A 14205-nucleotide genomic window follows, 5' to 3' on the forward strand; every position below is an offset into this window, starting at 1 on the left:
TAGGGTGCGCTCGGACCGACCACGGGAAGGGGACACACGTGCTGCGTGGGACACGCGAGGCGCTGACCGGCTGCCACGACCTCGCGATGCTCGACCTCGACGGGGTCGTGTACGTCGACGGGGAGGCCGTGCCGCAGGCGGCGGAGGCCATCGCGGCCGCCCGCGAGCAGCAGATGCGGGTCGCCTTCATCACCAACAACGCCTCCCGCACCCCCGCCACCGTCTCCGCACACCTGCGCCGGATCGGTGTGCACGCCGACGACGCCGACGTGGTCACCTCGGCCCAGGCCGCCGCCCGGGTGCTGGCGGAGCGCCTCGGCGAGGGTGCCCGGGTCGTGGTGCTGGGCGCCGACGGGCTGCTGGAGTCGGTGCGCGCCGTGGGTCTCGAGCCGGTCGGGGTCGAGGACGACGCCGACGCGGTGGTCACCGGCTACGGCCCCGACGTGCTGTGGCGCGACGTGATGCGCGCCGCCGTGCGGATCCGCGAGGGCCTGTGGTGGGTGGCCAGCAACACCGACCAGTCCATCCCGACGTCGTACGGCGTCGCGCCCGGCCACGGTGTGCTGGTGGAGACGCTCCAGCGCTTCAGCGGCGTCGAGCCCGTGGTCGCCGGCAAGCCCGCCCGGCCGCTGCTCGACGAGACCGTGCGCCGCGTCGGGGGCGAGCGGCCGCTCATGGTGGGGGACCGCCTCGACACCGACATCGAGGGTGCGGTCGGCACCGGCATCGAGGCGCTCCTGGTGCTCACCGGGGTCACTGACCTGCCGACCCTGCTGGCCGCCCGCGAGCAGGAGCGGCCCACCTACCTGCACCCCGACCTGCGCGGCCTCCTCGAGCCGCACCCCGAGGTCGTCGCCGACGGTGGCGTCGCGCGCTGCGGGGGCTGGAGCGCCCACGTCGAGGACGGCCGCCTGCAGGTCAGCGGCGAGGGCGGCGAGGCCGACTGGTGGCGCGCGGTCGCGGTCGCCGGCTGGGCGCACCTCGACCGCACCGGGCGGCCCGTGGAGACCGGCGACCTGGTCGGCCCCCCGAGCGCGGTCGCGCGGTAGCCTCGCCGGCATGGACGAGCACCACCCCGCGGCACCGGAGGGGCCCCGCACCGGCGTCGCCGCCGTCGACGCGGTGACGGCCTCCGTCGAGGAGCTGGCGACCCGCCCGGTCGGCGAGCACGCCGCCGTCTTCGAGGCCGCGCACGACGCACTGCGCCGCGCCCTCGACAGCGACCCCGACGCGGCCCCGACGTCCGCGCACGAGGGCTGAGCCGGTGCCCCCTCGTCGTCTGCGCCTCGACGCGGAGCTGGTCCGCCGCGGGCTGGCCCGCTCGCGCGAGCACGCCTCCGAGCTGGTGGCCCAGGGCCGGGTGAAGGTCTCCGGCGCCGTCGCCTCGAAGCCGGCGACCGGGGTGACCACCGACGTGGCGCTCGTGGTCACCGAGGTCGAGGGCGTGCCCGACTTCGTGTCCCGCGGCGGGCACAAGCTCAGCGGTGCGCTGGCGGCGTTCGGCCCGCACGGTTTTACGGTCGAGGGCCGCCGCTGCCTCGACGCCGGCGCGTCGACCGGCGGGTTCACCGACGTGCTGCTGCGCCACGGCGCGGCCGAGGTGGTCGCCGTCGACGTCGGCTACGGCCAGCTGGCCTGGTCCCTGCGCCAGGACGAGCGGGTGCGCGTGCACGACCGCACCAACATCCGCGAGCTGACCCCCGAGCTGGTCGGCGGCCCGGTCGACGTCGTGGTCGGCGACCTGTCCTTCATCTCCCTGGTCCTGGTGCTCGACGCCGTGCTGTCGGTGTGCGCCGACGACGCGGACCTGGCCCTGATGGTCAAGCCCCAGTTCGAGGTCGGCAAGGACCGCGTCGGCAAGGGTGGGGTCGTGCGCGACCTCGACCTGCGCGCCGAGGCCGTCAACACCGTCGCCGCCGCGGCGGCCCAGCGGGGCTGGGGCGCGGTGATGGCCACCACCAGCCAGCTGCCCGGCCCGTCGGGCAACGTCGAGTTCTTCCTGTGGCTGCGCCGCGGCCCCGCCCGCGTCGACGCCGACGACCTGGCCCGCCTCGTGCGGGGCGAGGACCCGGTGGGGGACCCGGGTGAGAGGGTGGAGGAGTGAGCCAGCCCCCCGTGCGACCGTCGTCTGCCCCCGTCGACGGCGACCGCCCCGCGCGCCGGGTGCTGATGCTGACCCACACCGGCCGCGACGAGGCCCGCAGCGTGGCCCACGAGGTCGCCGGCGCCCTGGCCGGCCACGGCATCGTGGTGCGGATGATCGCCCGCGAGGCCGACGACCTCGGCGTCGCCGGTGACGTCGAGACCACCCAGACCGAGGCCGGGGCCAGCGACGACTGCGAGCTGACGCTGGTCATCGGCGGCGACGGCACGATCCTGCGCGCCGCCGAGATCGCCCGCGAGGCGGGCACCCCGGTGCTGGGGGTCAACCTGGGCCACGTGGGCTTCCTGGCCGAGGCCGAGCACGACGACGTCGCCTCGGTCATCGACGCCGTGGTGGCCCGCCGCTACAGCGTCGAGGACCGGATGAGCATCGACGTGCAGGTGCTGCGCGACGGCGAGGTGGTGACCTCCACCTTCGCGCTCAACGAGGCCAGCGTCGAGAAGGCCGCGCGCGAGCGGATGATCGAGGTGGTCGTCGAGGTCGACGGCCGCCCGCTCTCGCGCTGGGGCTGCGACGGGGTCGTGTGCGCCACCCCGACCGGCTCCACCGCCTACAACTTCTCCGCCGGCGGCCCGGTCGTGTGGCCCGGCGTCGAGGCGCTGCTGATGGTGCCGATCAGCGCGCACGCGCTCTTCGCGCGGCCGCTGGTGGTCGCGCCGACCTCCGTCCTGGCCGTCGAGGTGCTCGCGCGCACCGACTCCGCCGGGGTGCTGTGGTGCGACGGGCGGCGCGCGGTCGACCTGCCCCCGGGCGCCCGCATCGAGGTGCGTCGCGGCGAGCGGCCGGTCCGCCTGGCCCGGCTGCACCAGGCACCCTTCACCGACCGGCTGGTCGCCAAGTTCGGGCTGCCCGTCGAGGGCTGGCGCGGCTCGGCGGAGCGACGGCGCAGGGGGCAGGACGCATGATCGAGGAGATCCGGATCAGCTCGCTGGGCGTCATCGACGCCTCCACGCTCGAGCTCGGCCCCGGCCTGACCGTCATCACCGGTGAGACCGGTGCGGGCAAGACGATGATCGTCACCGCGCTGGGGCTGCTCCTGGGCGGACGCAGCGACAGCGGCGCCGTGCGCCTGGGCGCCCGCAGCGCCCGGGTCGAGGGCGTCGTCGCGGCCGCCGACCTGCCCGGGCTGGTCGCCGCGGTCGAGGAGGTCGGCGGCGAGGTCGAGGACCAGCGCGTCGTGCTGGCCCGCAACGTCTCGGCCGAGGGCCGCTCCCGCGCCTTCGTCGGCGGCGCCGGCGTCCCCGTCTCGGGGCTGGCCGCGGTGGCCGAGCCCCTGGTCGCCGTGCACGGGCAGTCCGACCAGCACCGGCTGCTGCAGGCCCGCGCCCAGCGTGGCGCCCTCGACCGCTTCGGCGGGGCGCCGCTGGCCGACCTGCTCGCCCGGTGGACGGGGCTCTTCGACCGGCTGCGCGAGGTCGAGGGCGAGCTGGACGACGTGGTCGCCCACGCCCGCGAACGCGTCCGCGAGGCGGACCTGCTGCGCTTCGGGCTCGGCGAGGTCGAGGCCGTCGCGCCCGAGCCGGGCGAGGAGGAGCAGCTGGCCGCCGAGGAGACCCGGCTCGGCTTCGCCGACACCCTGCGCACCGCGGCCGAGCAGGCGCGCGAGGCGCTCTCCAGCGAGGACGGCGCGCCGGACGCGCTGGCCACCACCTCCGCCGCCCGCACCGCCCTCGAGGCGGTGCGCGAGCACGACGCCGAAGCCGGGGCGCTGGCCGACCGGCTCGCCGAGGTCATCTACCTGCTCTCCGACGTCGCCGCCGACGTGGCCGGCTACGCCAGCCGCATCGACGTCGACCCGGCCCGGCTCGCCGGGGTCTCGGAGCGCCGGGCCGCGCTGACCGCGCTGACCCGCAAGTACGGCGACACCGTCGAGGAGGTGCTCGCCTGGGCGGAGCAGTCCGCGGCGCGGCTCCTCGAGCTCGACGGCACCGACGAGCGGATCGAGCAGCTGCGCGCCGAGCAGGTCCGCCTGCGCGAGGAGCTCTCCGCCACCGCCGAGCAGCTCACCGCCGCGCGCTCGGAGGCCGCCGAGCGGCTGGCCACCGAGGTCACCGCCGAGCTCGGGCTGCTCGCGATGCCGCACGCGCGGCTCACCATCGCCGTGCACCAGCACGAGACCGGTGCCCCGGCCGAGGGCGAGCTGCCCACCGGTGCCCCGCTGCGGGTCGGGGGGCGCTGGCTGCGCTACGCCCGCTCGGGCGTCGACGAGGTCGAGATGCTGCTGGCCGCCAACACCGGCAGCGAGCCCAGGCCCCTGCACAAGGGCGCGTCGGGCGGTGAGCTGTCGCGGGTGATGCTGGCCCTCGAGGTCGCGCTCGCCGGCACCAGCCCGGTGCCGACCTTCGTCTTCGACGAGGTCGACGCCGGGGTCGGCGGCGCCGCCGCCGTCGAGGTCGGCCGCCGCCTCGCCCAGCTCGCGCGCTCCGCGCAGGTGCTGGTGGTGACCCACCTGCCGCAGGTCGCGGCGTACGCCGACCGGCACGTGGTGGTGCGCAAGTCCAGCGACGGCAGCGTCACCAGCTCGGGCCTGACCCTGCTCGACGACGACGCCCGCGAGGTCGAGCTGTCGCGGATGATGGCCGGTCTCGCCGGCTCCGACACCGCGGTCGCCCACGCCCGCGAGCTGCTCGAGGTCGCCCAGCCGGCCCGCGCGCTGGCCTGAGACCCGGGTCACACGGGCGGGCGGCGACACGGCGCCCGCCTTCGACGCAGCGACCCGTCTCGGTGCGACAGTGGAGCGATATGAAGCTCTCGGTCCGCCGTCGCCCGGCCCCCGTCCTGCCCGGCCTCACCGCCACCGCCCGCGTGGAGCGCCGCCCACGCACGCTGCTGTCGCGGCTGCGTCCCGGCGACGTCGCGGTCGTCGACCACAGCGACCTCGACCGCGCCACGGCCCAGTCGCTGGTCGACGCCGGCGTCGTGGCCGTGGTCAACGCGGCCCCGATGATGTCGGGGCGCTACCCGGCGCAGGGCCCCGGCCTGCTGGCCCAGCACGGCGTGCTGCTGCTCGACCGGGTCGGTGCGGCCGCCGGCGGTGTCGAGGACGGCAGCAGCGTGCGGTTGCACGAGTCGGCGCTCCACCTCGACGACGGCCGGGTGCTCGAGGGGCGCCTGCTGGCGCTGACCGACCTGGAGGAGGAGACCGAGCGGGCCCGGCTGGGGCTGGCCTCCCAGCTCGAGACGCTGACCCACAACGCCGCCGAGCTGCTGCGCCGCGAGGAGGAGCTGCTCCTGCACGGGCGCGGCCTGCCCGCCCTGGCCACCCGCTTCGAGGGACGCGCCGCCGTGGTGGCGGTGGAGGGTCCCGAGCTGGCCGCTGAGCTGGCGCTGGTGACGCCCTACGTGCGCGAGCAGCACCCGGTCGTGATCGCGGTGCACCAGGCCGCCGACCGCCTCGCGGCCGCCGGCCTGCAGCCCGACGTGGTCGTCGTCGACGGGCGCAGCGACCTGGACCCGCCCCGGCCGCGACCCTGACCGCCGCCGCCGACGTGGTGGTCGTCGTCGCCCCCGGCGACGGGCACGCCACCACCGCTGCGGTCGAGCGGGTCGGGGTGCGCGCAGCGACCCTGAGCACCACCGCGACCGCCGAGGACGCGGCCCTGCTGCTGGCCAAGGCCGGCGAGGCCAGCCCCGTGGTCGGGGTCGGCCTGCACGCCGACCTCGAGGACTTCCTCGACCGCGACCGCGGTGGCGTCGCCAGCACCTACCTGACCCGCCTGGCCCTCGGCCCCCGCCTCGTCGACGCGACGGCGGTCCCGCTGCTCTACTCCGGTCGCGTGCGGCCCCGCCACCTCTACGTCGTGATGCTGGCCGGGCTCGTCGCGCTGCTGTGCGCCCTGGCCGTCACCCCGGTGGGCCAGGAGTGGGCCGCGTGGTGGGGCGAGCGCCTCGCCGGCTGGGCCGACCGTGCCGGCTCCCTGACCGACCGACTCACCGATCTCTGAGGTAGCACCGTGATCACCTACCGCCACCACGTCGTCTCGCTCGTCGCCGTCTTCCTCGCCCTCGCGGTCGGGGTGGTCCTCGGCGGCGGACCGCTCGCCGACGCCGACGACGGCGCGGGCGACGAGACCCCCGCCAGCGCCGCCGCCCCGCAGACGTCCCTCGGCGACTACGCCGACACCTTCGCCGCCACCACCGCCGGTGCCCTGCTCGACGGGGGGCTGGAGGGACGCTCGGTGGCCCTGGTCGCCACGGGAGGCCCCGACGACGAGGTGCTCGGCGCGCTCACCGCCCACGTCGAGCAGGCCGGGGGAGAGGTCGCGGCCCGCTACGAGCTCCTCGACCGGCTGGTGGGCGGGTCCTCGACCTCGCTGGTCGACACCCTCGGCAGCCGCCTGGTCGACGAGGTCGACGACGGCGCCATCGACCCCGACGCGCCGGCGTACGACCGGCTCGGGCAGCTGCTGGGGCTCGCGCTCGCGACCTCGGCGCCCGAGGGCACCCCCGCGGGCGGCAACGCCCGCACCGTGCGCCAGGGGCTCGCGGGAGCCGACCTGCTCAGCACCAGCGACCCCGACGCCGACCGCGCCCCGCTGGTGCTGCTGGTGCTCGGTGACGACACCGACCCCGACGTGCTCTCCGGGCTGGTCTCGGGGCTGGCCACCGTGGCCGGCGGGACCGTCGTGGCCGCGGGCTCCACCTCGGCGCGAGAGGGCACCCTGGCCGCGCTGCGCGAGGACGGCACACCCGGGGGCGTGCTCAGCGTGGACGGCGTGGAGACGCCCGCCGGCCAGGTCACCGCGGCCCTCGCGCTGCTCGCCGCGACCGGCGGCGCCGGGGGCGACTACGGCCCGGCCGGCGAGGACGGTGCGGTCCCCGTCACCTGAGCGCGAGTCGGGTTCGGAACCGGCCCCCGGCTGAAGTAGGGTGGAGTTCCGTGAGGAACTCAGGCCCGACCAAGCACGTGTTCGTGACCGGAGGCGTCGCCTCCTCGCTCGGGAAGGGACTCACGGCCTCCAGCCTGGGTCGGCTGCTGCGCTCGCGCGGCCTCCGGGTGACGATGCAGAAGCTCGACCCGTACCTCAACGTCGACCCCGGGACGATGAACCCGTTCCAGCACGGCGAGGTCTTCGTGACCGACGACGGCGCCGAGACCGACCTCGACATCGGCCACTACGAGCGCTTCCTCGACACCGACCTGTCGCAGATCGCGAACGTGACCACCGGGCAGGTCTACTCGCAGGTCATCGCCAAGGAGCGCCGCGGCGACTACCTCGGCGACACCGTGCAGGTGATCCCGCACATCACCAACGAGATCAAGGACCGGGTCCTCGCGATGGGCGGCGAGGACATCGACGTCGTGATCACCGAGGTCGGCGGCACCGTCGGCGACATCGAGTCGCTGCCGTTCCTCGAGGCCGCCCGCCAGGTGCGCCACGACGTCGGGCGCGACAACTGCTTCTTCATCCACGTCTCGCTGGTGCCCTACATCGGCCCCTCCGGCGAGCTGAAGACCAAGCCCACCCAGCACTCGGTCGCCGCCCTGCGCCAGGTCGGCATCCAGCCCGACGCCATCGTGTGCCGCGCCGACCGCGAGCTGCCGGCCTCGATCAAGAGCAAGATCGCGCTGATGTGCGACGTCGACGACGAGGCCGTCGTCACCGCCGCCGACGCGCCCTCCATCTACGACATCCCCAAGGTGCTGCACCGCGAGGGCCTCGACGCCTACCTGGTGCGCCGCCTCGACCTGCCCTTCCGCGACGTCGACTGGACGCTGTGGGACGACCTCCTCGAGCGGGTCCACCACCCCGAGGAGGAGGTCACGATCGGCCTGGTCGGCAAGTACGTCGACCTGCCCGACGCCTACCTCTCGGTCGCCGAGGCGCTGCGCGCCGGCGGCTTCGCGCACAGCGCCAAGGTCAACCTGCGCTGGATCGCCTCCGACGAGTGCGCCACCCCCGCCGGCGCCGCCAAGCACCTCCAGGACGTCGACGCCGTCTGCGTGCCGGGCGGCTTCGGCATCCGCGGGCTCGAGGGCAAGCTCGGCGCCCTGACCTACACGCGCACCCACGGCATCCCCACCCTCGGGCTGTGCCTGGGCCTGCAGTGCATGGTCATCGAGTACTCCCGCGAGGTGCTCGGCCTGGAGAAGGCCGGCTCGACCGAGTTCGACCCGCAGACCCCCGAGCCGGTCATCGCCACGATGGCCGAGCAGGTCGACATCGTCGACGGGGAGGGCGACCTCGGCGGCACGATGCGCCTGGGCCTCTACCCGGCCGCCCTCAAGGAGGGCTCGGTCGTGCGCGCGGCCTACGGCCAGGCCGAGGTGCACGAGCGGCACCGGCACCGCTACGAGGTCAACAACGCCTACCGCGACGACCTGGAGTCGGCCGGCCTGGTCTTCTCGGGCACCTCGCCCGACAACAACCTCGTCGAGTTCGTCGAGCTGCCGCGCGACGTGCACCCCTTCTACGTCTCCACCCAGGCGCACCCGGAGTACCGCTCGCGGCCTACCCGCCCGCACCCGCTCTTCGCTGGGCTGGTCGGCGCGGCGATCACCCGCCAGCGCGAGCTGCGCTTCCCGATCGACGAGAAGGGCCTGCGCCGCAAGCCCGCCGACGACTGACGTCGGTGCCCACCGGTAGCGTCGCGTCCATGGACCACCCGCCGCTGCGAGACGTCCCCACCACGTGGCCGGTGACGGCCTCGGCCGACCTGCACCGCGACGGCTGGGTGGTCGCGCTGCGCGAGGACCACGTCCGGCGCCCCGACCACCCCGACGAGGAGCCGTTCCGGCGTGTGGTCCTCGAGCACCCGGGTGCCGCGGTGGTGCTGGCCGTCGACGAGCAGGAGCGGGTGCTGTGCCTGTGGCAGTACCGCCACGCCGCGGCGCACCGCTTCGTGGAGATCCCTGCGGGGCTGATGGACGGCGACGACGAGGACCCCATCGAGGTGGCGCGGCGCGAGCTGGCCGAGGAGGCCGGGCTGGCGGCGGGGGAGTGGACGCACCTGGTCTCGACCTACGCCTCGCCGGGCATCTCGGCCGAGCTGGCCCACATCTACCTGGCGCGCGACCTGACCGAGGTCGGGCGCGGCGACTTCGAGCCCCAGCACGAGGAGGCCGAGATGGAGGCCGCCTGGGTGCCCTTCGACGACCTGCGCACCGGGGTGCTCGAGGGTCGACTTTGTGACGCACCTCTCGTCATCGCGATACTGGTCGCGCACGCCCGCGGACTCGCGGGGACCGCTCGGCACGACGGGGTGCCGGGACCCGTGCAGGAAGAAGGAGCAGGCAGATGAAGGTCGGCGTCCCCAAGGAAGTCAAGAACCACGAGTACCGGGTGGCCATCACGCCCCTGGGCGTCAACGAGCTGGTCGCGGCCGGCCACCAGGTGGTGATCGAGAAGAACGCCGGGCTCGGCTCCCAGGTCACCGACGACGAGTACGTCGCCGCCGGTGCCGAGATCCTGCCCGACGCCGACGCCGTGTGGGGCAGCGCCGACATGATCTTGAAGGTCAAGGAGCCGGTCGCCGAGGAGTACCACCGGATGCGCGAGGGGCAGGTGCTCTTCACCTACCTGCACCTGGCCGCCGACAAGCCCCTGACCGAGGAGCTGCTCCAGCGCAAGGTCACCGCGATCGCCTACGAGACCGTGCAGCTCGACAACGGCGCGCTGCCGCTGCTCTACCCGATGTCGGAGGTCGCCGGCTGCCTGGCGCCCCAGGTCGGCGCCCACTCGCTGCTCAAGGCCCAGGGCGGGCGCGGCGTGCTGCTCGGCGGCGTCGGCGGCGTGGCGAACGCCAAGGTCGTCATCATCGGAGCCGGCGTCTCGGGCCAGAACGCCGCCAACATCGCGCTGGGCATGGGCGCCGACGTCACCCTGCTCGACACCGACCTCGAGAAGCTGCGGATGTCGTTCTGGCGCTACAACAACAAGGTGCACGGGCTGGCCTCCTCCAAGCTCGCCATCGAGCAGCACGTCACCGAGGCCGACATGGTCATCGGTGCGGTGCTGATCCCCGGCGCCGCGGCCCCCAAGCTGGTCTCCAACGAGCTGGTCTCGCGGATGAAGCCCGGTTCGGTCCTCGTCGACATCGCCGTCGACCAGGGCGGCTGCTTCGAGGACACCCGGGCCACCACGCACGCCGACCCGACCTTCCAGGTGCACGACTCGGTGTTCTACTGCGTGGCCAACATGCCGGGCGCCGTGCCGACCACCTCGACGTACGCCCTGACCAACGCGACGATGCCGTACGCCGTCGCGCTGGCCAACAAGGGCTGGCGCCAGGCGCTGGTCGACGACCGCTCCCTGGCCAAGGGCCTGAACACCCACGACGGCCAGCTGACCAACGAGCCCGTGGGCGCGGCGACCGGCATCGACGCGGTGGGCCTGGAGCAGGTGCTCTCCTGAGCGTGCCCGCCCTCGACGCCCGCACCGCGGCCCCCGCCGACGCGCTGGGGGCCGCGGTGCGCACCTACCTCGACCACCTCTCGGTCGAGCGGGGGCTGGCGGCCAACACCCTGGCCTCGTACCGGCGCGACCTGCGCCGCTACCTGGCCCACCTCGCGGCGCAGGGCGTGCAGCGGCTCGACGACGTGACCGAGGCCGGCGTGGGTGCCTTCCTGGTGCACCTGCGCGAGGGCGACGCCGACCACCCGCCGCTGAGCGCCACCTCGGCGGCGCGCACCGTGGTGGCGGTGCGCGGCTTCCACCGCTTCGCCGTCGCCGACGGGCTCGCCGAGACCGACCCGGCCCGGGAGGTCAAGCCGCCCACGCCGGCCAAGCGGCTGCCCAAGGCGCTGCCGCTGGCCGACGTCGAGGCGATCCTCGAGGCCGCCGGCGCCCCCGGCACCACGCTGGCCCTGCGCGACCGGGCGCTGCTGGAGGTGCTCTACGGCACCGGCGCCCGGATCTCCGAGGCGGTCGGGCTCGACGTCGACGACCTCGACCTGGCCACCGACGAGGCAGCACCCCTCGAGGGCACCGTGCTGCTGCGCGGCAAGGGCGGCAAGCAGCGCATCGTGCCGGTCGGCTCCTACGCCCTGGAGGCGGTCCAGGCCTACCTGGTGCGCGCCCGCCCCGAGCTCGCCGGGCTCGGTGGGCCGGGCGGCACCGGGGGTGCGCTCTTCCTCAACGCCCGGGGCGGACGCCTCTCGCGCCAGTCGGCCTGGACCGTGCTGACCCGGGCCGCCGAGCGCGCCGGGGTGACCCGCGACGTCTCGCCCCACACGCTGCGCCACTCGTTCGCCACCCACCTGCTCGACGGTGGCGCCGACGTGCGCGTCGTGCAGGAGCTGCTGGGCCACGCGTCCGTGACCACCACCCAGGTCTACACCCTGGTGACCGTCGACAACCTGCGCGAGGTCTTCGCGACCGCGCACCCGAGAGCCAGAGGCTGATGACCCAGCAGGACACCCAGCAAGAGACCCAGCAGGACCCCCGCACCACCGAGGGGGCCGACCGGCTGCAGGGCTTCGACTGGCCACGGGTCGGCGCCGACGCCGACGCCGTCTACGACGCGGTGGCGGCGTACGCCGCGAGCAAGGGCCTGGCGCTCTACCCGCACCAGGACGAGGCGGTGCTCGAGCTGCTGGCCGGCAGCAACGTGGTGCTGGCGACACCGACCGGGTCGGGCAAGTCGCTGGTCGCCCTGGCCGCGCACGCCACCGCGCTGGCCGACGACCGGGTCTCGTTCTACACCGCGCCCATCAAGGCGCTGGTCAGCGAGAAGTTCTTCGACCTGTGCACGGTCTTCGGCGCCGACAACGTCGGGATGCTGACCGGTGACGCCGCGGTCAACGCCGACGCCCCCATCATCTGCTGCACCGCGGAGGTGCTGGCCAACCTCGCGCTGCGCGAGGGTCGCGCCGCCGACGTGGGGCTGGTGGTGATGGACGAGTTCCACTACTACGGCGAGCCCGACCGCGGCTGGGCCTGGCAGGTACCGCTCCTCGAGCTGCCGCAGGCGCAGTTCCTGCTGATGTCGGCCACCCTGGGCGACGTCAGCGCGCTGGGAGCCGACCTGACGCGCCGCAACGGGCGCGAGACGGCGGTCGTCGACGACGCCGAGCGCCCGGTCCCGCTGTCGTTCAGCTGGTCGCTCGACCCGCTGCCCGAGCGGCTCGAGGAGATCGTGACCACCGGGCAGGCGCCCGTCTACGTCGTGCACTTCACCCAGGCCGCTGCCGTCGAGCACTCCACCTCGCTGCTCAACGCCGGCTGGATCCCCAAGCCGGAGGGGATGAGCGAGCGGCTGGCCGGCACCCGCTTCGGCGCCGGCTTCGGCAAGACCCTGGCCAAGATGCTCAAGCGCGGGGTGGGCGTGCACCACGCCGGGATGCTGCCGCGCTACCGGCGCCTGGTCGAGCAGCTGGCCCAGTCGGGCGAGCTCTCGGTCATCTGCGGCACCGACACCCTCGGGGTCGGCATCAACGTGCCGATCCGCACCGTGCTCTTCACCGGCCTGGCCAAGTTCGACGGCACCCGCCAACGGGTGCTGCGCACCCGCGAGTTCCTGCAGATCGCCGGTCGGGCCGGTCGAGCCGGCTTCGACACCGCGGGCTACGTGGTCGTCCAGGCGCCCGAGCACACCATCGAGAACGAGAAGGCCAAGGCCAAGGCCGCGGCCAAGAACGCCGCGATGAGCGAGGAGAAGCAGGCCAAGCGCAAGTCGAAGGCGCAGCTGAGGAAGCCGCCCGAGGGTACCGTGGTGTGGACCGAGCAGACCTTCGACAAGCTGGTGGCCGGGGAGCCCGAGCCCCTGGCCTCACGGATGAAGGTCGACAACTCGATGATCCTCAACGTGGTCTCCCGCGAGGAGGACGCCTTCGCGGTGCTGCGGCGGCTGCTCACCGACAACCACGAGGAGCCGCGCCAGCAGCGCCGCCTGGCCCGCCGGGCCCTGCGCCTGGCGCGCTCGCTGGTGGCCTCGGGGGTGCTGGTGCGCCTCGACGAGCTCGACGAGCACGGGCGCCGCTACCGGCTGACCCACGACCTGCCGCCCGACTTCGCGCTCAACCAGCCGCTGGCCCACTTCGCGCTCGAGGCCCTCGACGTGCTCACCCCGCCCGAGGAGTCCGACCCGGTGACCCACGCGCTCGACGTGGTCTCGGTCGTCGAGGCGGTGCTCGACTCCCCGCGCCAGATCCTGATGGCCCAGCAGTGGGCCGCGCGCGGCGAGGCCGTCAACGAGCTGAAGGCCGACGGGGTCGAGTACGAGGAGCGGATGGCGCTGCTCGAGGAGATCACCTGGCCCCAGCCGCTCGCCGAGCTGCTGGGCGCGGCGTACGAGCTCTACCGCGGCGCGCACCCCTGGCTGCCCGAGGACGCCCTGGACCCCAAGTCGGTGGTGCGCCAGATGTACGAGCAGGGGATGAGCTTCACCGACCTCGTCGGGCGCTACCAGCTGGCCCGCTCCGAGGGCCTGGTGCTGCGCTACCTCACCGACGCCTACCGCACGCTGCGCCAGAGCGTGCCCGAGCAGCACCGCTCCGAGGAGCTCGAGGCGCTGGTCGACTGGCTCGGCGAGACCGTGCGCCAGACCGACTCCTCGCTGCTCGACGAGTGGGAGGCGCTGACCGACCCGGCGGCCGCACTGGCACGCCTGGGCGACGAGCTGACCCACCACGCGCCGCCCCCGCCACCGCGACCGCTCTCGCAGCAGGGGCGCTCGTTCGAGGTGATGGTGCGCAACGCGATGTTCCGGCGCGTCGAGCTGGTCGCGCGCGACGACCTCGACGGCCTGATGGCCCTCGAGCGGGCCGCGGCCGACCGCACCGACCCGGCCCGCGAGGTCGTGGTGGGACGCTCGGCCTGGGACTCCGCCATCGAGGAGTACTACGCCGAGCACGACCGCGTCGACCTCGGCCCCGACGCCCGCGGGCCCCGCCTGCTGGTGACGACCGCCGCGACCGGCGTACCGGCCGGCCTGGACGACGACGCTGCCCCGGCCCGGCTGCTCCAGGTGCGCCAGACCGTGCACGACCCCGAGGGCCACCACGACTGGGTGATCGACGCCGTGGCCGACCTCGACGCCACCGACGAGCTGGGCGAGCTGGTGATGCCGACCGTGGCGTTCCACCGGCTCGGCTGAGGGGG

13 protein-coding genes are annotated in these 14205 nt (G+C 74.7%); all 13 read left to right on the plus strand.

Annotated features, from left to right (window positions below):
- The first annotated feature begins 38 nt into the window (after positions 1-38).
- The gene (locus tag H0S66_RS17140; RefSeq protein ID WP_258016964.1) at positions 39-1049 is read left to right on the plus strand and encodes an HAD-IIA family hydrolase; all 1011 of its coding nucleotides are present in this window, start codon (positions 39-41) and stop codon (positions 1047-1049) included.
- 10 nt (positions 1050-1059) lie between these two features.
- Positions 1060-1260: a hypothetical protein gene (locus H0S66_RS17145; protein WP_179616444.1), complete on the plus strand. Its 201-nt coding sequence runs from the start codon at positions 1060-1062 to the stop codon at positions 1258-1260.
- A gap of 4 nt (positions 1261-1264) precedes the next feature.
- Positions 1265-2104, plus strand: a complete 840-nt coding sequence (locus H0S66_RS17150; protein WP_179616445.1) for a TlyA family RNA methyltransferase — start codon at positions 1265-1267, stop codon at positions 2102-2104.
- Positions 2105-2169: 65 nt separating this feature from the next.
- Complete coding sequence (locus H0S66_RS17155) at positions 2170-3069, plus strand: NAD kinase (protein WP_179617488.1); 900 nt, start codon at positions 2170-2172, stop codon at positions 3067-3069.
- The gene (recN, locus tag H0S66_RS17160; protein ID WP_179616446.1) at positions 3066-4826 is read left to right on the plus strand and encodes a DNA repair protein RecN; all 1761 of its coding nucleotides are present in this window, start codon (positions 3066-3068) and stop codon (positions 4824-4826) included. The genes H0S66_RS17155 and recN overlap by 4 nt, the downstream gene beginning before the upstream one ends.
- Positions 4827-4906: 80 nt before the next feature.
- Positions 4907-5638 carry a putative cytokinetic ring protein SteA gene (gene steA / locus H0S66_RS17165; RefSeq protein WP_180923673.1) on the plus strand — a complete coding sequence of 244 codons (732 nt, stop codon included), beginning with the start codon at positions 4907-4909 and terminating at the stop codon, positions 5636-5638.
- A 14-nt stretch (positions 5639-5652) separates the two neighbouring features.
- Entirely contained in the window at positions 5653-6108 is a 456-nt protein-coding gene (locus H0S66_RS17170; RefSeq protein ID WP_180923675.1) for a SteA domain-containing protein, read from the plus strand.
- Between the two features lie 9 nt (positions 6109-6117).
- A complete protein-coding gene (locus H0S66_RS17175) occupies positions 6118-6993 on the plus strand; it encodes a copper transporter (RefSeq protein WP_179616448.1) in 876 nt (291 codons plus the stop codon).
- A gap of 50 nt (positions 6994-7043) precedes the next feature.
- Positions 7044-8732 carry a CTP synthase gene (locus tag H0S66_RS17180; RefSeq protein ID WP_179616449.1) on the plus strand — a complete coding sequence of 563 codons (1689 nt, stop codon included), beginning with the start codon at positions 7044-7046 and terminating at the stop codon, positions 8730-8732.
- Positions 8733-8761: 29 nt separating this feature from the next.
- A complete protein-coding gene (locus H0S66_RS17185; RefSeq protein ID WP_179616450.1) occupies positions 8762-9406 on the plus strand; it encodes an NUDIX domain-containing protein in 645 nt (214 codons plus the stop codon).
- Entirely contained in the window at positions 9403-10518 is a 1116-nt protein-coding gene (gene ald, locus H0S66_RS17190; RefSeq protein WP_179616451.1) for an alanine dehydrogenase, read from the plus strand. The genes H0S66_RS17185 and ald overlap by 4 nt, the downstream gene beginning before the upstream one ends.
- A gap of 2 nt (positions 10519-10520) precedes the next feature.
- The gene (locus tag H0S66_RS17195) at positions 10521-11507 is read left to right on the plus strand and encodes a site-specific tyrosine recombinase XerD (protein WP_370463687.1); all 987 of its coding nucleotides are present in this window, start codon (positions 10521-10523) and stop codon (positions 11505-11507) included.
- A complete protein-coding gene (locus H0S66_RS17200; RefSeq protein WP_179616452.1) occupies positions 11507-14200 on the plus strand; it encodes a DEAD/DEAH box helicase in 2694 nt (897 codons plus the stop codon). The genes H0S66_RS17195 and H0S66_RS17200 overlap by 1 nt, the downstream gene beginning before the upstream one ends.
- The last annotated feature ends 5 nt before the right edge of the window (positions 14201-14205 follow it).

Origin of the sequence: Nocardioides marinisabuli (genome assembly GCF_013466785.1) — a bacterium.
GTDB classification, from domain to species: Bacteria; Actinomycetota; Actinomycetes; order Propionibacteriales; family Nocardioidaceae; genus Nocardioides; species Nocardioides marinisabuli.

Bases quoted from the DNA above. Each gene is read 5' to 3' on its own strand.
- H0S66_RS17145 (WP_179616444.1), top strand. From the start codon at position 1,060: ATGGACGAGCACCACCCCGCGGCACCGGAGGGGCCCCGCACCGGCGTC.
- H0S66_RS17155 (WP_179617488.1), top strand. From the start codon at position 2,170: ATGCTGACCCACACCGGCCGCGACGAGGCCCGCAGCGTGGCCCACGAG.
- recN (WP_179616446.1), top strand. From the start codon at position 3,066: ATGATCGAGGAGATCCGGATCAGCTCGCTGGGCGTCATCGACGCCTCC.
- steA (WP_180923673.1), top strand. From the start codon at position 4,907: ATGAAGCTCTCGGTCCGCCGTCGCCCGGCCCCCGTCCTGCCCGGCCTC.
- H0S66_RS17185 (WP_179616450.1), top strand. From the start codon at position 8,762: ATGGACCACCCGCCGCTGCGAGACGTCCCCACCACGTGGCCGGTGACG.
- ald (WP_179616451.1), top strand. From the start codon at position 9,403: ATGAAGGTCGGCGTCCCCAAGGAAGTCAAGAACCACGAGTACCGGGTG.
- H0S66_RS17200 (WP_179616452.1), top strand. From the start codon at position 11,507: ATGACCCAGCAGGACACCCAGCAAGAGACCCAGCAGGACCCCCGCACC.